A 19,923-nucleotide genomic window follows, 5' to 3' on the forward strand; every position below is an offset into this window, starting at 1 on the left:
TCTCTCACATCCTGAAAACGCCGTAGGAGACCGGCTCGAGCGGCGCATTCGCGCACGCCGAGAGAGCCAGTCCGAGAACCTGCCTGGTATCGGCGGGGTCGATGATGCCGTCGTCCCAGAGCCGGGCCGTCGAGTAGTAGGGGTTGCCCTGACTTTCGTACTGATCCCGGATCGGAGCTTTGAACGCTTCCTGGTCTTCGTCGCCCCACGGTTTGCCCGCCGCATCGAGCTGGTCGCTGCGCACGGTGGCGAGCACCGATGCGGCCTGTTCACCGCCCATCACCGAGATGCGGGCGTTGGGCCACATGAACAGGAAGCGGGGCGAATATGCTCTGCCGCACATGGAGTAGTTGCCCGCACCGTACGAGCCGCCGATGACGACGGTGATCTTCGGGACGCGGGCGCAGGCCACGGCCGTCACCATCTTCGCGCCGTGTTTTGCGATGCCGCCTGCCTCGTAGTCGCGGCCGACCATGAAGCCGGTGATGTTCTGCAGGAAGACGAGCGGGATGCTGCGCTTGTCGCACAGTTCGATGAAATGTGCGCCCTTCATGGCAGATTCGGCGAACAGGACACCGTTGTTGGCGATGATTCCGACGGGATGGCCGTGGAGGTGGGCGAATCCGGTGACGAGTGTCTTGCCGTATTCGGCCTTGAACTCGTCGAGTTCGCCTGCGTCGACCACTCGGGTGATCACCTCGCGCACGTCGTACGGGGTGCGAGGATCGGTGGGCACGACGTCGTAGATCTCGCTCTGATCGGCAACGGGCTCGCGGGTGGTGACGACGTCCCATGGCCGCGTGGTGCGCGGTCCGAGAGTGGAGACGATGCGGCGCACTCGTCGCAGTGCGTCTCGATCGTCGTCGGCCAGATGGTCGGTGACGCCGGAGATCTTCGAGTGCAGATCACCACCGCCGAGTTCTTCGGCCGTGACGACCTCGCCGGTCGCGGCCTTCACCAGAGGCGGGCCGCCGAGGAAGATCGTGCCCTGGTTCCTGACGATGATCGCCTCGTCGCTCATCGCAGGCACGTAGGCACCGCCCGCGGTGCAGGAGCCCATGACGGCAGCGATTTGCGCAATTCCTTTGGCGCTCATGGTCGCTTGGTTGAAGAAGATGCGGCCGAAGTGGTCGCGGTCGGGAAACACCTCGTCCTGACGCGGCAGGAATGCGCCGCCCGAGTCGACGAGGTAGATGCACGGGAGGGTGTTTTGCAACGCGATTTCCTGAGCGCGCAGATGCTTCTTGACCGTCATCGGGTAGTAGGTGCCGCCCTTGACCGTCGCGTCGTTGGCGATGATCACGCACTCGCGTCCGGAGACGCGGCCGATGCCGGCGATGACACCGGCACCGGGGCATTCGTCGTCGTACAGACCGTTGGCGGCCAGTGGGGCGATTTCCAGGAATGGGCTGCCCGGATCCAGCAGCTCGTCGACGCGGTCGCGGGGGAGCAGCTTGCCGCGGGCGATGTGTCGCTGCCGGGACTTCTCGTTGCCGCCCAGGGCCGCGGCGGCGAGCCGGTCGGCGAGTTCGCTGGTGAGAAGCTCGTGATCTGCGCGGTTGGCAGCGGTATCGATCGCCATGAGGTGCACGCCTTAGGGGTCGGACGTCGGTGTCGCAGGAGTTCAGTTAATGGTTGATAACTGACATGATAGTAAACTACGATTAACTGAGTGTCCAGGGTCGAGGGGGTGCAGGAGTTGGAAAAGCCGACGACCGTGCGCGAGCAACGCAAGGCCGAGCGCCGGCAACAATTGCTCGACGCCGCGGCATCGCTGTTCGCCGATCGCGGGTTCACCTCCGTGCGGCTAGAGGATCTGGGCGCGGCAGTGGGAATCAGTGGTCCCGCCGTTTATCGCCACTTTCCGAACAAGGAGGCGGTGCTCGTCGAATTGATGGTCGGAATCTCGGAGTATCTGCTCGACGGCGGGCGCGAGGTGGTCGGCCGAGAGGTCGTCGACTCGGGGACAGTGTCGGCCTTGGTGGAGTTCCACCTCGATTTCGCTTTCGAGACACCGGCATTCATTCGCATCCAGGATCGCGACCTGCAAAGCCTCCCCGAGGGAGCTCGACGCAAGGTGCGCCGAATGCAGCGCGAGTACGTGGAACTGTGGGTCGAGGTGCTGTGTGCCGTCGACCCGGAGTTGAACGAGGCCGATGCGCGCACCACAGCGCACGCGGTCTTCGGCCTGATCAACTCGACGCCCTACAGCGCGGGGCGTACTCCGTCACGAAGTGCTCGGCCGGTGTTGCGAACAATGGCACTGGGGGCTCTGGGGGTACGGCACTGACCTGAGTGTCCACAATTCACCTCACCGACCGCGATCCCGCCTACGGAACGAAATAGTGGGCGCTGAGGTCACCTGCGACGCTCGATACCGCAGTCCGGTTACCTCGCGAGGTGATAGAACTCGAAGATGCGCACCTTGGTCATCACGCAGAACATCACCGTTGACGGCGTCATCGAAGCCACCGACGACTGGTTCGCCCAGGCAGGTCACGATGCGGAGCTCGATGCTGCGTTGGCCGCTCAGCGCGATATGTCGGACGGGTTCCTGGTAGGTCGAGTGACCTTCGAGGGTATGCGTGACTATTGGGGACCGAAGACCGACGACACCACGGGGGTCACCGATCACCTGAACAGGGTTGCCAAGTACGTCGTGTCCTCGACACTGAAAGACCCTGGTTGGGTGAATTCGACCGTGTTGTCGGGGCCGTTGACGGAGGAGATCACGCGACTGAAGGAACTGGACGGTTCCGATATCGTGTGTACCGGAAGTATCACCCTGTGTCGCAGCCTGATTGCGGCAGACCTCGTCGATGAGTACCGGCTGTTCCAGTACCCCTACGCGCGTGGTCACGGCGAACGATTGTTCGACGGAACTCCGCCACAGACTCTGAACCTCGTGGAATGCCGACCGTTTACGTCGGGTGCGTCGTTGGCGCGGTACCGCGTCGTTCGATGAAGTCGAGTTCGTATTCGAGATGACGAGCCTTGCAACGGGGGTGCCCGTCTGCACGAGCCGAGGACCGAGGCCGAGCTGATTGTGTTCTGCTCGGTCGGGCTGTCCGTTCGATCGAGTCCGACTATTCGGATTCGCACGTCGCGGCGTCGATGATTTCGTCGAGTGTGTCGCGGGAACGCTGCAGGTTCCGGATGGCCTCGTCCACCCGCGCTCGCTCTGTCGTCAAGACCTCGGACAGTTTTTCGGTGGCGTTTGCGGATGGCCGGCCATCGACGTCTCGCATGCACGGCAACAGAGCGGATACGGTTTTGCTGCCGACTCCTGCAGCGAACAGATGCTGGATGTGCACCACTCGATCGACTGCCCACTCCGAGTAGATTCGCTGGCCGGACGGTGAGCGATCCGAAGTCAGTAGTCCTTGCTGCTCGTAGTAGCGCAAAGACCGTTCACTGACGCCTGTCCTGCGGGCCAACTCCCCGATTCGCATGGTTCGGTTATACCTTCGACGGTTGACTCTGACATGGGTGTCAGGTTTTACCGTGTCGTCCATGACAGACGAGACACGCTTCGAGCCGCCTTACAAGTACAGCCCCATCGTCGACAGAGCCCCGATCGTGTGGCCGGGGTCCGCGCGGGTTGCGGTATACGTCGGGCTGAACGTCGAGCACTTTCTCTTCGACGAGCCGTCGACCAGCATTTGGCCGAGCAGTTCGGCACTGACTCCGGACGCGCTCAATCACGGTTGGCGTGATTACGGTGCGCGCGTCGGCATCTGGCGCACAATGGAGAGTCTCGATCGTCATGGAATTCGCCCCAGTGTTCTGCTCAATTCAGATGTTGTACAGCACTATCCACAGATCATTGCCGCTGGTCTGGAGCGACACTGGACGTGGCTCGCACACGGACGCACGAATTCGAGATTGCACAGTGGACTCGAACCGGACGAAGAACTGCGCGTACTGAAAGAGGTAACCGACGTTATTCGCGCAGCGACGGGCACCGCTCCTCGCGGTTGGATGGGCCCAGGACTGACCGAGACCCACCACACTCCGGCGATTCTCGCGGAGCTGGGCTACCGCTATGTTCTGGACTGGACCAACGACGACCAGCCGTATGCGCTGACAACCCCGGGGATGCTCAGCGTTCCGTACACCGTCGAACTCAACGATCTTCTGCTGTTCGGTAAAGGGCTCACCGGTCCGGATTTCGTGCAGATGGTGGTGGATTCCTACGAACAACTGCGTGCGGATTCGACCACGAGCGGACGGGTCCTGCCTCTTGCTCTGCACCCCTTCGTGATCGGGCAACCCTTCAGACACAAGTATCTCGATCTCGCGCTGGCCTACCTCGCGGCGCAACCCGACGTCTGGTTGACCACCAGTGACGAGATCGCCGACGAATACATCCGGCAGTCGGAAGGCCAGGATCCTCCTGGAGGATCGTGACGACGGCCGCGGTGAACGTCGTTCGAGTGGTGATGGCGTCGGCTGCATCCCAACTCGAGAACGTCACGAGGCTTCAGCTGTTGCAGATCACTTCGTGCCCTGAGCTTCGAGCCGCCTTACAGCGCGGGACGTAGTCCGTCACGTACCGCCAGGCCGGTGTTGAGAGCAATGGCGTCGAGAGCGTTGGGAGTTCCTGAGTGACGCTTTGACCACCTACACAGACGCGTGTACGGTTTCGTCCGCATCTCGGCGGGTGGGCTCGGGCGAGCGTGCGCGACGGGACCCGATCATCCCGGCGGCAACGGCACCGACGAGGCAGGCCCCACCGACCGTGTATCCCAATAACGGTCCGCGAGAAGTCAACCAGGCCAGTTTGTTCGCTGCATCGCGCGCCGAGGCCACCTGCTCCGAGCGGCCCGTCTCGTCCAGGGCGATCGACGCCTTGAAAATGGTGACCTCGGGGATCTTCGGATCTCTCGCGAAGTACTGGTACGGGGTTTCCTTGCCCCACACCAGGCTTCCGCTTCTGGGTTCGACGTAGATGTCGCGAACGTTCGAGTACCACCGCTTCATCGTGATCGGTTCGTCCCCGTCGCCCAGTCCCCACTTCGATGCAGGCAGGGTCACCGAATTGATCGGCGATTGCGTCGTGGTCGAGAGGTCGGCTTCGGTCACGATCGATCGGAAGTGATAGATCGGCAGCCCCTCCATGGTGAGTTCCTCCACGAAGTTCGCCTCGAAGCTCGTCCACGCCGTCGCGTCGTAGACCGTGTACGTGATCGGCTGCGTATCGAAGGGAAAGCGATGCTGTAACCCTGTGCGCGGCAATGGAACAGCAGCCGAATCGACGGTGGTCTGTAGTGATCCCGCCGGCTCGACGGGTAAGCCCGTGCGCCGGTCGCTGGTCACTCGATCCACCGAGGCGGTCAGCAGGCTCTCGTCCCCGTCGCGGTCGGCGCGTCGCACCGTGGCTCCGACCTGGAAGGTGACGCGGTCTGCGTCGGAGGGGTCCTCCACGGTGATGTACCGCTGGAGAACGAGGGGAACACCTGTTGCAATCGACAAGGGGCCGGGTCCCGTGATCGTCTTGGAGTCGAGGACCTCACCGCCTGCTCCGTCTGCCGTGGTGGCCACCGTGGTGGCGGCGATGTCGAGGGGAGTCACGGCCAGGCTGTCATATACGAGGGTGGGCAGAAGTAGCGCAACGACGATCGCGAAGGATCCCAGACCTGCCAGCGCGCACATCGCGATTCTGACCCGTGACATGAACATCGTCCCCACTGTTTTCGATCTCGGCCACCTCATACTGCCGTGACGAAAGCGTCGAATGTCCGCTTCCGCGTTGTGACCTGTCAGCACGTTCGGGGGAAATGACAGAGACATCAACTGATGTTGAGACTGTGCCTCGCGGTGCACACTGGTGTCGATCGCGCTGAACAGGGGGACGACCATGGCGACCGGTATCGATCGAGGCACGGTGGTCGATCGCGGCAGCCGTTGGCGAACCATCGGGACGTTGCGAACCGGGCCCGGTTCCGCAGTCCTTCCTTTCGGCTGGGGACCGGCGATCGTGTTGGTCCTCGTGGCCTTCGTGGACCGTATCGAATTCAGCCTCGTCGCCGCGGTTCTTCCTCAGCTGCAGGCCGAATGGGGTTTCGGCGACGCGGTGGCGGGATCGCTGCCCAGTGCATCCGCGATCGCCGCGGGCGTCCTGGCGATACCGGCTGCGTACTTCGCCGACCGTCACGATCGCGGCAGGATCGTGACCTGGGTCGTCGTTCTGTGGTCTCTGGCGACGCTGGGCTCGGCGCTTGCGCCCACCTTCCTGATCTTCTACCTCGTGCGGGTCGGTCTTGCCGCCGCGGAGGCGGTGGACAACCCGGCGAGCGCGAGTCTGCTTGCCGACTTCTATCCGCCTGCAACACGATCCACCGCGTTCGGTTGGTGGCGAACGTCCGCGTACCTGGGCGGCGCGGGCATCGTCCTGGGTGGTGTGCTGGCGGACTGGCTGGGCTGGCGCGGGGCGTTCATGGTCATGACGATCCCGGGACTGCTTGTTGCAGTGCTCGTCTCACGTCTGAAAGAACCCGAACGTGGATACGCCGACACGGTGGCAGCCCATGCAGACCCGAGCGCGCAGACTGCAGCACCGTCCGGGCCGCTGGGCTCGCAGATACGGCGAGTTCTGCCCATCCGAACGCTGTGGTTCACCGGAGCGGCTCTGACGGTCATGAGTCTGTCGATCGGTGGTCTGACCTTCTGGCTTCCGAGTCTGCTGCAACGCCGATACGGCCTGTCCGAATCGGCGGCCGCGACGGCGGGCGGAGGAATGACACTTATGGGGATCGTTATCGGCACGCTCGTCGCCGCGATGGCAACCCGACGAGCCATGATCGGGACCAGCCTCGCGCAGTGGCGAGTACTGCTCGGCGGTGGCGGGATTCTGCTGGGCAGCGTCTTCATGTCGATTGCCCTCGTAATGAACTCCACGGTGGTGTTCGTCGTATTTCTCACCGTCTTCGCGTTCTTCTCGGCTTTCGCCCTCCCCACGCTCACCGCGTGTGTCGCCGACGTCGTCCCGGCACGTGACCGAGGTCTGGGATTCGGCATGCTCCAGATCGCCGCGACGGTGGGCGGTGCCGTCGGGCCGCTCCTGGTCGGCGTGGTCTCCGATGCTGCGAACTCACTCACGGTCGGCATGATTCCGCTCCTACCGCTGTTGGCCGTCGGCGGAGTTCTCGCCCTCCTGGCCTACTGGTCCGTGGAAGGCGATGCGCAACGCGTCCTGGCCGCCGCAGCGCGAGAAGAGTAATCCGTCGTCATCGGAGACAATGATCGACATGACGACCCAACTATCGCGCGCCGAGCTCGGCAGACGGCAGAGTCGATTCACTCTCGACGAGGTTCCTCGGCTGCTGGCGATGGCCGGCTTCATTGCCGCGTTGCATGTGATCGGGTGGGGGCTGTTCACCCATTACGACTCCATTCCGAGTATTCACGGCCTGACCGGAGCCGACGGCACCCTCGTCTACGCCGGAGCCGGCGTGCTGGCGTACACCCTCGGTCTCAGGCACGCGTTCGACGCCGATCACATCGCCGCCATCGACGACACCACCCGCTTTCTCTTGCAGAAGGGCAAGCGGCCGTTGGCCGTCGGGCTGTTCTTCTCGCTCGGTCACTCGACCGTCGTGTTCGTGTTCGTCGCCGCTATTGCCTTCGTCGCCTCGCAGGCGACGGCATTCCAGGATGCCTTCGCCGGGGTCGGCGGCATCATCGGCACGTTGGTGTCCGGAACGTTCCTCTATCTCATCGCCGCGCTGAACATCGCGGTCCTCGCCGGCATCGTCGGGGTGTGGCGGCGCGCGAAACGCGGTGAGTTCACCGAGGCCGGGCTCGACGAGCTGCTGGCCAAGCGCGGCTTGATGAATCGACTGTTCCGGGGCCGCTACGACAAGATGATCAACCACTCGTGGCAGATGTACCCGCTCGGCCTGTTGTTCGGGCTCGGTTTCGATACCGCCACTCAGGTCGGTCTGCTCGCCATCGCCGGCACCACCGCTATCGCAGGCGGACTCCCACCGATGGCGATCATCGCGCTGCCGGTCCTGTTCGCCGCGGGCATGACCACGATGGACACGATCGACGGCATTTTCATGTCCAAGGCATACGGCTGGGCGTTCGTCACCCCGGTCCGCAAGATCTACTACAACATGACGATGACGGGCCTCTCGGTCTTCGTAGCCCTGGTGATCGGGACGGTGCAGCTGCTGACCCTGCTTGCCGAGCAGTTCGAGCTGACCGGTGGCCTGTGGGACGCACTGGCCGTCATCGATCTGAATCTGGCCGGCCAACTCGTCGTCGGCACGTTCTTCGTTGTCTGGATCGGCGCGGTCGTGTATTACAAGGTGGCGCGCATCGACGAACGCGGTGGCGTTCTCGCACACTCGAATGCAATGGAGAATCAGTGATTGCTCGTCGTCGGATCGGTGTCCTCGCAGTCGTCGCAGCGCTCGCCGCCAGCATGGCGAGTTCGACACTGCTCGCGGCCCCGGCCTCCGCAGCACCGGCGATCACGCAGGACATCGGTGACGTCGTCTCCAGTCGTGAGCTGCCACAGGACTTCTGGATTCCCGGTTCGTCCTCGGCCGAAGTGCTCACCTACGTCACCACCGACACGTTCGGCGAGAAGGCGCTCAGCACCGGCACCGTCTTCCTGCCGCAGGGCACTGCCCCGGACGGCGGTTGGCCGGTGATCTCGTGGGCCCACGGCACGTCCGGACTCGGTGACTCGTGCGCACCGTCCGTCGCGGGACCGGCTCTGGCCGAACGTGATCTGCCGTATCTGGGGAACTGGCTCGCGCAGGGCTACGCCATCGTCGCCAGTGACTACGCCGGACTCGGAACACCCGGTTTGCCCACGTATCTCGACGGTAGGACCACGGCACACAACGTCGTGGACATGGTCAAGGCAGGCCGCAATTACAGCGAAGACCTCTCGCGATCCTGGGTGGCCGTCGGCCAATCGCAGGGCGGCGGCGCAGCGATCTACACCGCTCGGTACGCAACCGAATTCGGTGGACCGGATCTGGACTATCGCGGGGCAGTCGGCACCGGAACCCCCGCGTACATCGAGAAGTTGGTCTCTATCGGTGGACCGGGAGTTCCGCCCGTGGAGCTACCGTCGGGACTGACTGCGTACGTCGCGTACATCGGCGCTTCGTTGCGCTACGCGCACCCCGAGCTCGGGCTGGACAACATCTTGACCCCCCTCGGAAAGAAGTACGCAGACCTGGCCGAGACGGCGTGTGTGTCGGACCTCGAGGAGCAACTCGACGGCGTGAAGATCGGCGATTTCTTCACCGCGCCGCTGACCAGCCTGCCCAATTTCACGGCCGTGCTCGACGACTACATGGCGATGCCCGAAACCGGATTCGACAAGCCCTTCTTCATGGGAAACGGGCTGCAGGACATCGACGTTCCGTTCCCGACCACTGCCGCCTACGTCGCCCGTCTCACGGCCGCCGGTCAGCCTGTGACGTTCCGGGCCTACAACACCGACCACAGTGGAGCCCTCGTTCAGTCCCAGGCCGACACGATCCCGTTCGTCGCAGGACTGTTCCGCTAGGTGACCGGGCGCTTGCTGGGCAGACCGTACGCCCGAGCCGTGAACTTTTCGAGCACGGTGCGCGGCAGCAATCGTTGGGCGAGGAACACTGCAGGCGCATTGCTGCCGACGGCGTAGATCGGAAGAGTTTTCTTGTCCTCGACGGCTCGCAACACCGTCTTGGCGACGGTCTCGGCCGAGATACCCTGTGCCTCTTTGGCGTCGAGCTTTGCGATCACTGTGGTGAAATCGCGTAGATACGGCGAATGCGGTCCGCAGTACTTGGTGCGACGCGCCGAGAGCCCGGTGGCGATCGAGCCGGGTTCGACTGTGGTGATGTCGACTCCGAACGGCTCGAGCTCGAACCGCGCCGCGGTGGCGAACCCCTTGATTGCAGCCTTCGTCGCGGCGTACGAGGAACGGTAGGCCAGCGGGAAACTCGCCAGCATCGACCCGACGTTGATGATTCGTCCGCGTCCACGCTCGCGCATCGCCGGTAGTACGGCCTGGGTCAGCTCGATCGCGCCGAAGACGTTGAGCTGGAACAGCCGGGTGATCGCCTCGATGGGGAGTTCTTCGATCGGTCCGCACTGACTTTCACCGGCATTGTTGATCAGCACATCGATCGGGGTGTCGCCGATTCCGTCCACGAACGCGCGAATCGATCCCGGATCCGTCAGGTCGAGATCGCGGTAGTCGACGCCTGGGATCGGGTCGGACACGTTCGAGCTGTTGCGGCTCGTCCCGATGACGCGAAAGCCGCGAGCGATGAGAAGTTCGGCGATCGCCTCGCCGATTCCGGAGGTCGCTCCGGTGACAATTGCAGTATTCATCTACGCCTCTTGGTTGCTGTGCGAGGTGCTGTGCGCGTGGAACTGGTTGTGTGAACAGGTTTCGTCGCGTTGGGCGAGGGGCGATCTTCGGTGCACAGTGTGGTGCTCGGCACCACTGTGTGCAGGGACGGCACCGACTTGCCGGCCGACATCACCGTCCGGTCCGGACGAACGATCGCTGCAACAGCGCGACCGCGCCGCAGCCACAAGCCGAGATCGGACGAGGCCGCTACTTCCACCACTGCGGCACCGCGCCGCTGGACCTCGCGTCGCTGCTCCACGGTCAGGGGTGTCGACGCGAGAAACAGGAACTGCCCAGGTGCGCGATCATCGAGTCGCATCCCATTGTCCAACAGGCTGTTCGGGCAGAGTTGTCCGGCGAGTGAGCGAGGCTGCATCGGCGATCGCAGAACGTACTGCGACCCGACGAGGGAGGGCGTAGTGCTCGCGGTGACCTTGTCGCCGATGACCGGAAGATGTCCGAGGACGGGCGCGATGTTGGTTCGCATGATGCCGGTGAGCTTGCTCCCGCCGGTCATGGCCCGCCCTATCATCACGGCCAGCCTGATCATGGCCTTGGCGTGCGTCTTTCGTTCGGTCTCGTAGCTGTCCAGCGCGGACTGGGGCACGTGTCCGTCGAGTGCGCCGACCAACTTCCACACCAGGTTGCGGGCGTCGCGCAATCCTGCTCCCATTCCCTGACCGATGAACGGCGGTGTCAGATGCGCGGCGTCGCCCAGGACGAAGACCCGGCGATCACGCCACCGATCGGCAATCTGTGCCTTGAAGGTGTACTCGGCACTGCGAATCAGCTTCATCTCAGGGATCTCCACCGCAACGAACCACGGTGCGATCAGTGGGTGTACTGCCGAGAGATCGGTGAACTCGTCGAGGGTTTCGCCGTCGAGCATCTGGAACTCCCAGCGGTAGCGCGTGGTTCCGATACGCATGTACGTCGCCGATCTCTCGGAATCGCACACCTGATGCACACCGTCCCACTGGTCGAGGTCGACATCGGTCTCGATATCGACGACCAGCCAGCGCTGCTCGAAACCGAGATCCTCCATTTTCGAGCCGATGGACCTGCGCACCACACTGTTGGCACCGTCGCACCCGAGAACGTAGTCGGCGGTCACCCAGTGCGGCGTTCCGTCCTCGGTGGACGTGTACGAGACCCGGACACTGTCTTTCAGATTCTGTACATCGGTGATCTCGCATCCTCCGCGCATCGCAATGCCGTCGTAGCGAGCAATGTGAGAACGCATCAGACGCTCGAGTTCGGGTTGATCGAACATGTTGGCCTGCGGATAGCCGTGCGGTCTGTCGTCGGGATCGCGCTCGAACTCGGCCAGGGTCCGCAGGTCCTTGGTGCACAGTCGTAGCCCGCGCGCCGGACGTGAGATGGCGGCGAAATCCTCTGCCACACCGATGTCGTGGAGAATTCGGTACACCTCGTCGTCGAGGTGGACCGCGCGCGGCTGGGGATAGACATCTGCCCAGCGGTCGAGGACGAGAGTGGGTACGCCGTACCGGGCCAGCTGGAGCGCGGCGGTCATCCCCGTCGGCCCAGCGCCGACGATCACCACCCGGTGGTGCGCGCCGTCGGGCTCGTGTTCGCTCATCGGTAGGAGACCCGGGTGCGCTGAACCCCCAGATCCAGGGCTCCGTCGGGAGTCGAGCTCGTCAGTTCGAGCACGTCGCCGTCCTGCAGGAAGTCGGGATTCTTGGCCTGCTTCTTGAAGAAGACCTTCCACTTGACCGACGGCGGAATCAGAGCACCGATCATCTCGATCGGCTTGGCGGGAGCCTTGAGGGCGGTACCGCCGGGTGTGCCGGTGAGGAGCAGGTCGCCGGGATCGATGCGCTGGAACTTGCTCAGCGCCTTCAGTGATTCGACCGGCCGGAAGATCATGTCTGCGACCGTACTGTCCTGTCGGACAGTGCCGTTCACTCGGAGCGTCATGGCCAGCTCGCCGAATCGATCGAACTCGCCCTGCTCCAGCAGTACCAATCGTGGGCCTACAGGAGTGAAGGTGGGGTACGACTTGCCCTCGTAGAACTGGGTTTTCGGCAGCTGCACGTCACGCGCCGAGACGTCGTTGGTGAGTACGAGTCCCGCCACGTACTCGGCCACATTGGTGGCGTCGATCTTGGTGCCGACGGTCAGAGTCTTGCCGAACACCAGACCGATCTCGATCTCGTAATCGAGAAGTTTCACGTGCGGGGGCTTGACGACGTCATCGGTGGGGCCGCTGATCGAACCCGAGGTCTTCCGGAAGAACGTCAGCGGCACCGTCTCGGGGTTCATGCCCGAATCCTTGACGTGCGAGACGAAATTGGTCATGTTCGCCATCACGCGGCATGGTGCGGTGACCGGGGAGAGCAGCGACAGTGTCTCCACCGCAACAACATCGGTGCCGGCACGCGCTGCATCCACGGCCACGCGATCGGCCAGAAGCTCGGCAGTGGTGGTTGCCGAAGTGTCGATGCGCGACGCTCCGTTCGGGGTCTCGACCCACCAGGCGTCGGCGGTGCGTAGTACAGCGATGCTCATGAGGAAGCCACTTTCATCAGGCCGCGAAGGCGTTCGGTGTCGAATTCGTTGTTGTTGCGTAGCGAGGAGAGGATCGATTTCAGTTCGTGCAGAGACGCTTTGCTCGGCGCGATTCCGAGAAAGTCCTTGGATGCCGGTGGGCCCCACTGTGCGAGGCCCGACGCCGTCATCGGTGCCCAGCCGGGTTCGAGCGAACTGTCGAACATGTCGCCGTCGCTGAAATGCTCCACCAGGAAACCGTCGGGATCACGCCAGTAGTCGAAGATCTGGCTGCCCTGGATGTGTCTGCCGATACCCCAGGAATGCTTGTACCCACGCTCGGTGAGGAATTCGCCACCGGCGGCGATGGCATCGATGTCGGTCACCTGATACGCCGAGTGCACGTACCGATTCGACGGACCGAGAGTCATGGCGAGCGTGTGATGATCGGACGGGATGCTGCCGCGATCGCAGCGGATGAAGCTCATCACCGGGCCTCGGTCGCGTTGGCCGTCGTAGTAGAGGAAATCGCTGACGATCAGTCCCAGGTGATGCAGGTACCAGTTCAGGTTCTCCAGGTAGTCCACTCGCTGCAGCACCACATGCCCGAGTCGTTGTACTCGCGCGGGCTGATGCGGTGGGCGCTGAGTGGCGTTCACCCGGTTGCGGGGATCGCCGAAGTTGTAGGTGTGTGTGTCCTGGCCCGGAAGCTCCGGGTGTTCGGTGTATCCCGAGACGACCTGGACGGGCTGACCGCCCGGATCGGTCAGAGTGACGGCGATACCGCCGAGGGTGTCGGGCAGTCGGTGGACGCGCTGCCCGGTGGCCTCGGCGAGTCGGACGACGTCGGCATCCTCGGCGGCGGCGAACGCTGCACCGACGAATCGCGTTCGCTTACCGCGTCGGATGATCACGCACGGTGAGCCGATGTGGGTGCCACGAAGGTGAATCTCCTCGGACGTCCGCAGCGAGACGGTGAATCCGAACGCCACGGCGAACGCCTCGGCCTTGGCCAGGTCGGGTTTGCGGAACTCGAGCCAGGCGATGTCGCGCACCTTGACGATCGGGTCGGTGGCTTTCCCCGGGTGTTCGCCTGGTAGCGCGCCCTGATCCACATGCATGTTCTTGTGGCCGTCGACGTCGTGTCCCATCAGCCCTCCCTCGTTGTTGACACTATCGTCACCTATGAGTGCAGAGTCAGTCAAGAGTATTGACAAATTCGTCAGCGGTGAGGAAAGGTCAGCGGGAAGACCAGCGTAGACAGAGGTAGGCAACATGGTGGAGACCCAGAATCGCCTCGAACGGCGGAAGGCGCGCACCCGTGGCGCGCTGATTGCGGCGGCGCAAGGCTTCATCGCTCGGGGCGAGCTGAATGCTCCGATCGCGGAGATCACCCAGGCGGCCGACGTGGGGATGGGTTCCTTCTACAACCACTTCGTCAGCCGCGAGCAACTGTTCCAGTCGGCGGTCGACGGTGCCCTGGAACTGCTGGGACGCTACCTGGACTCGTTGACCGACGCAGGCGCAGATCCCGCCGAGGCATTCACTCGGTCGTTCCGAATATCCGGCCGACTCTTTCGGCTGCAACCGGAACTGAGCCGGGTACTCATCCACTCCGGTCCCGAGTTGATCACGTCGCAGCACGGCCTCGGTCCACGTGCGGCGAGAGACATCGTGGCCGGAATCGATGCAGGGTATTTCCGGGTCGAGGACATTCAGTTGTCCCTGGCTCTGGTGGCAGGGGCGTTGCTCGGTCTCGGCCAGCTCCTGCTCGAGCAACCCGATCGTGACGACGGCGAGGCTGTGGACCGGATGGCGTACACCGTGCTGCTCGCGCTGGGAATGTCCGACGGCGACGCCCAGGACCTGTGCTCGCGACCGCTGCCGCCGATGAGTGACGTCCCGAGCGTGGGGGACGAGAGCGAGTAGCGCACCACCGCACGAATGTCAGCGTGCGCGAGTCGATTCAAGATCGCGAATGATCTGAGCGATCGCGCGGTCGTGGACAAGCCGACGTTCCAGAATCGGGTTGATAATTCCGCGGAGCCAGAAGTACGGCGTCCACACAGCAGGGGCTATCAGTCGTGCCCGACGGGTGCGGACCGCGCGGACCAGCAACTCCGCGGCGCGCTGGGACGGCAGGCGTCGGCCCAGCGGCCATGGGAGCAATCCCCCGATTCGCTGACCGATCGGGTCGTCGTCGAGGGTGTGACGCGCCAGGTCGGTATCCACCACTCCGAAGTACGCAAGACCGGCCGATGCGCCGACGGCAGCGAACTCGATACGCAGAGCGCGTCCCAACTGTTCCACGGCACCCTTGCTCACCATGTACGCAGACCCGCCCATGCCGGGAGTGAATGCAGCACAGGACGATACGAGCAGTATGTGGCCGCCGCTCGCCACGATCTCGTCGGCAGCGGCCCGTACGATGTTGAGGACGCCGCCGAAGTTCACTGCCATCACCGAGTCGAAGACGGCGCGGTCGATCGACCGAATCGTCGCGGGCGGCGGGGTGATTCCGGCATTGGCGATCACGATGTCGAGGCGGCCGAACGTGTCGATCGTTGCCGCGACGCAGTCCACCATCGCTGCCGGATCGGTGACGTCACCGACGAGGTGAAGTGTCTTGTCGGAACCGGTCGTCCCGGGTGGAAAGTCTCGATCCACCACCGCCACTCGGACTCCCGCGGACAGTAGTGACGCCACGGTCGCAGCTCCGATGCCGCGTGCCCCACCCGTCACCAACCCGACCTTGCCGGTGAGGTCCATGGACTTGTTCATACGAGGTCCTTCGTCGTCACGAGCGTCGGATCCACACCGGCCGCCGCACTCCGACAGTGATAATGGTCGAGCTCGATGGTGGACATGCGTCGAGTGAAGTTGCGGACCGAACCCGGCCAATAGGTGACGTTTCGGCCCGAGGGGCTCAGGTAGTAGCTGCTGCATCCGCCCGAGTTCCACACCGACCCTGCCAGTAGTTCATCGGTGTGATCGGCGAACTCGGTCTGCGCGCGCCTGCTCACTTCGAGCGCCGAGATCGCGTGGGAGTCCATGGCGCGCAGGGCCGCCAGGATGTAGTTCACCTGTGCTTCGATGGTGACGACCTGCGAGGTGTACACCACCGAATTGGGGCCGAGCAGCATGAAGAAGTTCGGAAAACCGTGCACCGTGGTCCCTCGATACGACGACATCTCGCCGCCCGGCCACGTGTCCGCCAGCGACGTTCCGCCTCGCCCGACGATGCGTCGGAAGCCCGAGTGGCCGGCGACGGTGAAGCCGGTTCCGAGAACGATCGCATCCACCTCGTGCACCGTTCCGTCGGTCGTGACGATTCCCTCGGGCACGATTGCGTCGATGCCGGTGGTCTCGACGGTGACGTTCTCCCGGCACAGAGCCGGGTAGAACTTGTTGGAGAAGGTCGGCCGTTTGCAACCGAATTCATAAGAGGGCGTGAGCTTCTCGCGAAGAATCGGATCCTTCACCTGACGCCGCAGGTGTGCGCGCCCGAGTGCAGTCAGTGGGGCCAGCAGAGAACGGTGCCGAATCAATCCCGGCACCAACGCTTCCTGGAACAGATCGAACATGCGACGCATGGCGCGCTGAGCCGGTGGGAACTTCTCGAACACGGATTTGACGGAGTCGGAGATAGGCCGGTCGGGGTGCGGAAGAATCCACGTCGGTGTCCGCTGGAACAACGTGAGATGCCCGGCCTCGGGGGCCAGACGAGGGACGAACTGCACCGCCGAAGCACCGGTGCCGATGACGGCGAGGCGTCGACCCTTCACGCAATAGTCGTGGTCCCAGTTCGCGGAGTGGAACACCGAGCCCGAGAACGAATCCAGCCCTGCGATAGCGGGAGTGGCCGGTTCACTGAACGGGCCGAGGGCTCCGATCAGGATCCGAGAAGTCCATGTCCCGCCGCTCGTGCGAACCACCCACTGCGCTCGCTCGTCGTCCCACGTCGCGTCGAGTACCTCGTGTCCGAAGCGGATTCGATTCCGGATTCCGAACCGGTCGGTGCAGTCGTCGAGGTACTGCTCGATCTCGGGCTGCAGCGGATACAAGCGCGTCCAGTTGGGATTGGGCGCGAACGAGAACGAATACAGCGCCGATGGAATGTCGCATTGGGCACCGGGATAGGTGTTGACATGCCAGGTTCCACCGACGGCGGTATCACGCTCGAAGATCAAGAAGTCGCTGCGGCCTTCCTGCTCGAGCCTGATCGCGGCCCCGAGACCTCCGAAGCCCGCGCCGACGATAGCGATGTCGATGTGCGGCACGGCCGTGTCGGCAGTGGAATGTGTTGCAGTCATGGGGGTCTCCTTCTACAGATCGAGGACGAGAACTTCGCCGTCGACCGCGCCACGTGAGACGCACAGGGTGAGTGAATTCTCGCGCTCGGTGGTGCTCAGCACGCGGTCGCGGTGCTCGACGCGGCCGCCGACGAGCCCCACGACGCAGGCCCCGCAGAAGCCCTGGCGGCACGAGAACGGTTGATCCGGCCGAATTTTTCGGAGCGCGTCGAGAGCAGTCTCCTGCGCACCGACCTCGATGGTGTCGCCGGAGCCGTCGAGCTTCAGTACGAATGGGGTGCCGTCGACCACCGGTGCAGGCGCGAACAATTCGGTGTGGAATTCCCGAACCGCGGTGCTGCCGGCGGCCTCCGCGCGCAATCTGCGCGAGAGAGCCGCGGGTCCGCAGACGTACAGGGCCGAGGATCCCGTTCCGAGATCGACGATGTCCGCAGGAATGGGAAGTCCCTCGACGTCATCGGTTCTGACGATCACGTGACCATGTGAGGCGAGCGCCATCTGTTGCAGTTCGGCGACGAACGGCAGACTCGCACGCGATCTTCCGTGGTAGTAGAGCGTCCACCGTGTGCCCTCGGCGACTGCGCGTTCGATCATGGACCGGATGGGGGTGATGCCGATGCCGGCGGCCACGAAGAGGTAGTGCTCGGCGGCTGCCATCGGAAAAGCGTTGCGGGGTCCGCGAACTCGCAGAACATCGCCGCGGGAGAGGGTGTGGATCTCTGCGGAGGCCGTGCCGCCGGGTATCTTGCGGACGCTGATGCGGTAGCGATCACCTGCGCTGGGATGTCCGGCGAGCGAGTACTGCCGCACCGAACCGGACGGGGTGGTGACGTCGACGTGTGCACCGGGCAACCAGGTCGGCAATGCAGCACCGTCGCTGCGACGGAGCAACAGTGAGCGCACGTCCTCGGCCTCGTCGACGATCTCGTCGATGGTGGTCTCGAATTCGTAGCCGACGCATCGCCGCGGTCGGGCCGGGGACAGGGCGGTCACGAGGGACGAGTCGGTGACCAACTTGGCGTAGAAACGGGACGCGGCACCGACGGCCCGCAGGCCGAGGCCGGGCGCGGTCACGGTGACCTCGCCCAGATGGCTGTGCACCGGAGGTGCTGTAGTCGTCACTGCTGTAGTCGTCACTGCTGGGCAGCCAGTGCAGCGGGTGACTGTGCGAGGTATCGCACGGCCTTGTCGATGTCGCCCATCTTCGATGGGTGAAAACCCGGTCGGATGTACAGGGCGAGTTGGACGAACAGGAACGACAGGCCCGGGATGAGTTGCTTGCGAGACGCTCGCGCGAAGGCGAAAGGCCACGGGGTGCGAAGTCGGCGTTTCCCGGTGCGCGGGGTGGCGACCGAATTCTTGTACAGGTACGCGGCGGTGCTGAACCACAACACCGCCAACCCCGCGCTGGCTATCACTGCGGTGCGGGCGCGGCGAAATCCACCACCGTCGACGTACTGGAATGCGTCGAATGCCACGTTGCGGTGTTCGAGTTCCTCGGCACCGTGCCAGCGGAGCAGGTCCAGCATCGTGGGGTCGACGCCGATGCGGTCGAATTCGGTGTTGTCCAAGAGCCATTCACCTACCACGGCGGTGAAGTGCTCTGCCGCTGCGTAGATTCCGAGCCTCTCGTTGAGCCATGCCTTGGCTGCCCGGCCGGTGAGGCCGTGGTCGCCGAACACCACGCCCACCGCGAATCGAATCCGCTGCAGGATCGGTTCGATGTCGACTCCGTGGGCAACGAGGTAGGTGCGGAAGCCTTCGTGGGAGGACGCGTGAGTGGCCTCCTGCCCGACGAATCCGACGACCTCCTCGTGCAGTCTGCGGTCGTCGATATAGGGAAGCGCGAGGGCGAACACGTCGGCCATCGCCCGTTCGCCCTCGGGCAGAACCAGATGCATCACGTTCCAGAAGTGGGTGGCGTACCACTCGTGCGGAATGTACTGCAGCGGAACGCCGGTCCAGTCGAACGTCACCGCACGGGCCACGATCGCGTAGGACTCGTCCGTGTGGCGCGCGTTCGGGTCGATCGCTCTGTCGCGAGACATTCGAGCTCCATTCGTCGAGATGCTGATGTTCTGATGCTACATAGCAACAATTAGTGTTGCAATGTTGCATGGAACGATCGAGGGTGACGTTAGGATCGGACGATGCATCCAGACGGTGACGACGGGCCGATCCTCGATGCCGCGTTGGAGTTGTTCGGCGAGGTCGGCATTCCCAGAACGACCATCGGCGACGTGGCCAAGCGCGCCAAGATCAACCGGGTGACGGTCTATCGCCGCATCGGCTCCAAGGACGAGCTGGTACGCGCGGTCATGGCGCGTGAATCGACGAGGCTGTTCGTCGCGGTGGCGGCAGCGGCCGCCGAACAGTCGTCGCGTGCGGATCGAGCTGCGCACGGATTCGCGACGACGATCGATTCGGTGCGAACCAACCCCGTTCTGCTCAAGATGTTCGATTCCGAGAGTGCGTTGGTGCTCGAACAGTTGACGACCAATGCGTCGGCATTGCTCGCGTCCGCGATAGACGCTGCCGCGCAGATCGCCCGGGGAGAGGTGGACTCGGACAGTTTCGCAGTACCTGATGCCCCCGAAATCGTGGTTCGCGTTGTGCATTCGATCCTGTTGACGCCTGCTGCAGGCGCTGCCCTCGAGACGTACGACGACTTGCTCGCCTTCGCGCACCGCAGCATCGTGCCGCTTCTCGTAGGTGCTGGCTAGCGAGCTC

19 protein-coding genes are annotated in these 19,923 nt (G+C 63.8%); 8 read left to right on the forward strand and 11 right to left on the reverse strand.

Features of this window, described 5'->3' with window-relative positions; all coding sequences use genetic code 11:
* Window positions 1-4: 4 nt before the first annotated feature.
* Window positions 5-1,582, reverse strand: coding sequence for a carboxyl transferase domain-containing protein (locus CH294_RS11120; RefSeq protein ID WP_094737963.1), 1,578 nt, complete (start codon window positions 1,580-1,582; stop codon window positions 5-7).
* Window positions 1,583-1,672: 90 nt separating this feature from the next.
* Here CH294_RS11120 and CH294_RS11125 point away from each other — a divergent pair, with 90 nt between their 5' ends.
* Both CH294_RS11125 and CH294_RS11130 read left to right on the forward strand, forming a co-directional pair.
* Window positions 1,673-2,290 (forward strand): TetR/AcrR family transcriptional regulator, encoded by a 618-nt coding sequence (locus CH294_RS11125; RefSeq protein ID WP_080737392.1) that lies wholly within the window; start codon window positions 1,673-1,675, stop codon window positions 2,288-2,290.
* A 126-nt stretch (window positions 2,291-2,416) separates the two neighbouring features.
* Window positions 2,417-2,965, forward strand: a complete 549-nt coding sequence (locus CH294_RS11130) for a dihydrofolate reductase family protein (protein ID WP_094737964.1) — start codon at window positions 2,417-2,419, stop codon at window positions 2,963-2,965.
* A 121-nt stretch (window positions 2,966-3,086) separates the two neighbouring features.
* On the opposite strand, the gene CH294_RS11135 is transcribed toward CH294_RS11130, so the two are convergent.
* Complete coding sequence (locus tag CH294_RS11135; protein WP_094737965.1) at window positions 3,087-3,452, reverse strand: MerR family transcriptional regulator; 366 nt, start codon at window positions 3,450-3,452, stop codon at window positions 3,087-3,089.
* A gap of 61 nt (window positions 3,453-3,513) precedes the next feature.
* On the opposite strand from CH294_RS11135, the gene CH294_RS11140 reads away from it, so the two are divergent.
* Complete coding sequence (locus tag CH294_RS11140; RefSeq protein WP_094737989.1) at window positions 3,514-4,410, forward strand: polysaccharide deacetylase family protein; 897 nt, start codon at window positions 3,514-3,516, stop codon at window positions 4,408-4,410.
* Window positions 4,411-4,623: 213 nt separating this feature from the next.
* Here the strand turns inward: CH294_RS11140 and CH294_RS11145 are convergent, their stop codons facing one another.
* Entirely contained in the window at window positions 4,624-5,676 is a 1,053-nt protein-coding gene (locus CH294_RS11145; protein ID WP_170944690.1) for a DUF3068 domain-containing protein, read from the reverse strand.
* A gap of 184 nt (window positions 5,677-5,860) precedes the next feature.
* Here CH294_RS11145 and CH294_RS11150 point away from each other — a divergent pair, with 184 nt between their 5' ends.
* The 3 genes from CH294_RS11150 to CH294_RS11160 are packed head-to-tail and all read left to right on the forward strand — an operon-like array spanning window position 5,861 to window position 9,535.
* Complete coding sequence (locus tag CH294_RS11150) at window positions 5,861-7,222, forward strand: MFS transporter (protein ID WP_094737967.1); 1,362 nt, start codon at window positions 5,861-5,863, stop codon at window positions 7,220-7,222.
* A 28-nt stretch (window positions 7,223-7,250) separates the two neighbouring features.
* Window positions 7,251-8,378: a HoxN/HupN/NixA family nickel/cobalt transporter gene (locus CH294_RS11155; protein WP_080737395.1), complete on the forward strand. Its 1,128-nt coding sequence runs from the start codon at window positions 7,251-7,253 to the stop codon at window positions 8,376-8,378.
* A 53-nt stretch (window positions 8,379-8,431) separates the two neighbouring features.
* Window positions 8,432-9,535: a lipase family protein gene (locus CH294_RS11160; protein ID WP_141216489.1), complete on the forward strand. Its 1,104-nt coding sequence runs from the start codon at window positions 8,432-8,434 to the stop codon at window positions 9,533-9,535.
* Here CH294_RS11160 and CH294_RS11165 read toward each other — a convergent pair.
* The 4 genes from CH294_RS11165 to CH294_RS11180 are packed head-to-tail and all read right to left on the reverse strand — an operon-like array spanning window position 9,532 to window position 14,031.
* Window positions 9,532-10,347, reverse strand: coding sequence for an SDR family oxidoreductase (locus CH294_RS11165; RefSeq protein WP_094737969.1), 816 nt, complete (start codon window positions 10,345-10,347; stop codon window positions 9,532-9,534). The genes CH294_RS11160 and CH294_RS11165 overlap by 4 nt on opposite strands.
* Complete coding sequence (locus CH294_RS11170) at window positions 10,344-11,969, reverse strand: bifunctional 3-(3-hydroxy-phenyl)propionate/3-hydroxycinnamic acid hydroxylase (RefSeq protein ID WP_094737970.1); 1,626 nt, start codon at window positions 11,967-11,969, stop codon at window positions 10,344-10,346. Before CH294_RS11170 ends, CH294_RS11165 begins: the two co-directional genes overlap by 4 nt.
* Complete coding sequence (locus tag CH294_RS11175) at window positions 11,966-12,901, reverse strand: fumarylacetoacetate hydrolase family protein (protein WP_094737971.1); 936 nt, start codon at window positions 12,899-12,901, stop codon at window positions 11,966-11,968. The genes CH294_RS11170 and CH294_RS11175 overlap by 4 nt, the downstream gene beginning before the upstream one ends.
* Entirely contained in the window at window positions 12,898-14,031 is a 1,134-nt protein-coding gene (locus tag CH294_RS11180) for a VOC family protein (RefSeq protein ID WP_032405095.1), read from the reverse strand. Before CH294_RS11180 ends, CH294_RS11175 begins: the two co-directional genes overlap by 4 nt.
* Before the next feature lie 124 nt (window positions 14,032-14,155).
* On the opposite strand from CH294_RS11180, the gene CH294_RS11185 reads away from it, so the two are divergent.
* Window positions 14,156-14,809, forward strand: coding sequence for a TetR/AcrR family transcriptional regulator (locus CH294_RS11185; protein WP_094737972.1), 654 nt, complete (start codon window positions 14,156-14,158; stop codon window positions 14,807-14,809).
* 18 nt (window positions 14,810-14,827) lie between these two features.
* On the opposite strand, the gene CH294_RS11190 is transcribed toward CH294_RS11185, so the two are convergent.
* From CH294_RS11190 to CH294_RS11205, 4 genes are read right to left on the reverse strand one after another with little or no spacing between them, the layout of a single operon-like run.
* Window positions 14,828-15,661, reverse strand: a complete 834-nt coding sequence (locus tag CH294_RS11190) for an SDR family NAD(P)-dependent oxidoreductase (RefSeq protein ID WP_094737973.1) — start codon at window positions 15,659-15,661, stop codon at window positions 14,828-14,830.
* Complete coding sequence (locus CH294_RS11195) at window positions 15,658-17,193, reverse strand: NAD(P)/FAD-dependent oxidoreductase (RefSeq protein WP_094737974.1); 1,536 nt, start codon at window positions 17,191-17,193, stop codon at window positions 15,658-15,660. Before CH294_RS11195 ends, CH294_RS11190 begins: the two co-directional genes overlap by 4 nt.
* A gap of 12 nt (window positions 17,194-17,205) precedes the next feature.
* A complete protein-coding gene (locus CH294_RS11200) occupies window positions 17,206-18,315 on the reverse strand; it encodes a PDR/VanB family oxidoreductase (protein WP_170944691.1) in 1,110 nt (369 codons plus the stop codon).
* Window positions 18,316-18,326: 11 nt separating this feature from the next.
* A complete protein-coding gene (locus CH294_RS11205) occupies window positions 18,327-19,241 on the reverse strand; it encodes a metal-dependent hydrolase (protein ID WP_094737976.1) in 915 nt (304 codons plus the stop codon).
* Between the two features lie 102 nt (window positions 19,242-19,343).
* On the opposite strand from CH294_RS11205, the gene CH294_RS11210 reads away from it, so the two are divergent.
* Entirely contained in the window at window positions 19,344-19,916 is a 573-nt protein-coding gene (locus CH294_RS11210; RefSeq protein WP_037153023.1) for a TetR/AcrR family transcriptional regulator, read from the forward strand.
* The last annotated feature ends 7 nt before the right edge of the window (window positions 19,917-19,923 follow it).

This window comes from Rhodococcus sp. 14-2483-1-1, assembly GCF_002259335.1.
Taxonomy (GTDB): domain Bacteria; phylum Actinomycetota; class Actinomycetes; order Mycobacteriales; family Mycobacteriaceae; genus Rhodococcoides.

Bases quoted from the DNA above. Each gene is read 5' to 3' on its own strand.
- CH294_RS11145 (WP_170944690.1), bottom strand. From the start codon at position 5,676: ATGTCACGGGTCAGAATCGCGATGTGCGCGCTGGCAGGTCTGGGATCC.
- CH294_RS11205 (WP_094737976.1), bottom strand. From the start codon at position 19,241: ATGTCTCGCGACAGAGCGATCGACCCGAACGCGCGCCACACGGACGAG.
- CH294_RS11195 (WP_094737974.1), bottom strand. From the start codon at position 17,193: ATGACTGCAACACATTCCACTGCCGACACGGCCGTGCCGCACATCGAC.
- CH294_RS11190 (WP_094737973.1), bottom strand. From the start codon at position 15,661: ATGAACAAGTCCATGGACCTCACCGGCAAGGTCGGGTTGGTGACGGGT.
- CH294_RS11135 (WP_094737965.1), bottom strand. From the start codon at position 3,452: ATGCGAATCGGGGAGTTGGCCCGCAGGACAGGCGTCAGTGAACGGTCT.
- CH294_RS11140 (WP_094737989.1), top strand. From the start codon at position 3,514: ATGACAGACGAGACACGCTTCGAGCCGCCTTACAAGTACAGCCCCATC.
- CH294_RS11160 (WP_141216489.1), top strand. From the start codon at position 8,432: ATGGCGAGTTCGACACTGCTCGCGGCCCCGGCCTCCGCAGCACCGGCG.
- CH294_RS11210 (WP_037153023.1), top strand. From the start codon at position 19,344: ATGCATCCAGACGGTGACGACGGGCCGATCCTCGATGCCGCGTTGGAG.
- CH294_RS11170 (WP_094737970.1), bottom strand. From the start codon at position 11,969: ATGAGCGAACACGAGCCCGACGGCGCGCACCACCGGGTGGTGATCGTC.
- CH294_RS11150 (WP_094737967.1), top strand. From the start codon at position 5,861: ATGGCGACCGGTATCGATCGAGGCACGGTGGTCGATCGCGGCAGCCGT.
- CH294_RS11130 (WP_094737964.1), top strand. From the start codon at position 2,417: ATGCGCACCTTGGTCATCACGCAGAACATCACCGTTGACGGCGTCATC.
- CH294_RS11180 (WP_032405095.1), bottom strand. From the start codon at position 14,031: ATGGGACACGACGTCGACGGCCACAAGAACATGCATGTGGATCAGGGC.
- CH294_RS11175 (WP_094737971.1), bottom strand. From the start codon at position 12,901: ATGAGCATCGCTGTACTACGCACCGCCGACGCCTGGTGGGTCGAGACC.
- CH294_RS11155 (WP_080737395.1), top strand. From the start codon at position 7,251: ATGACGACCCAACTATCGCGCGCCGAGCTCGGCAGACGGCAGAGTCGA.
- CH294_RS11120 (WP_094737963.1), bottom strand. From the start codon at position 1,582: ATGGCGATCGATACCGCTGCCAACCGCGCAGATCACGAGCTTCTCACC.
- CH294_RS11165 (WP_094737969.1), bottom strand. From the start codon at position 10,347: ATGAATACTGCAATTGTCACCGGAGCGACCTCCGGAATCGGCGAGGCG.
- CH294_RS11185 (WP_094737972.1), top strand. From the start codon at position 14,156: ATGGTGGAGACCCAGAATCGCCTCGAACGGCGGAAGGCGCGCACCCGT.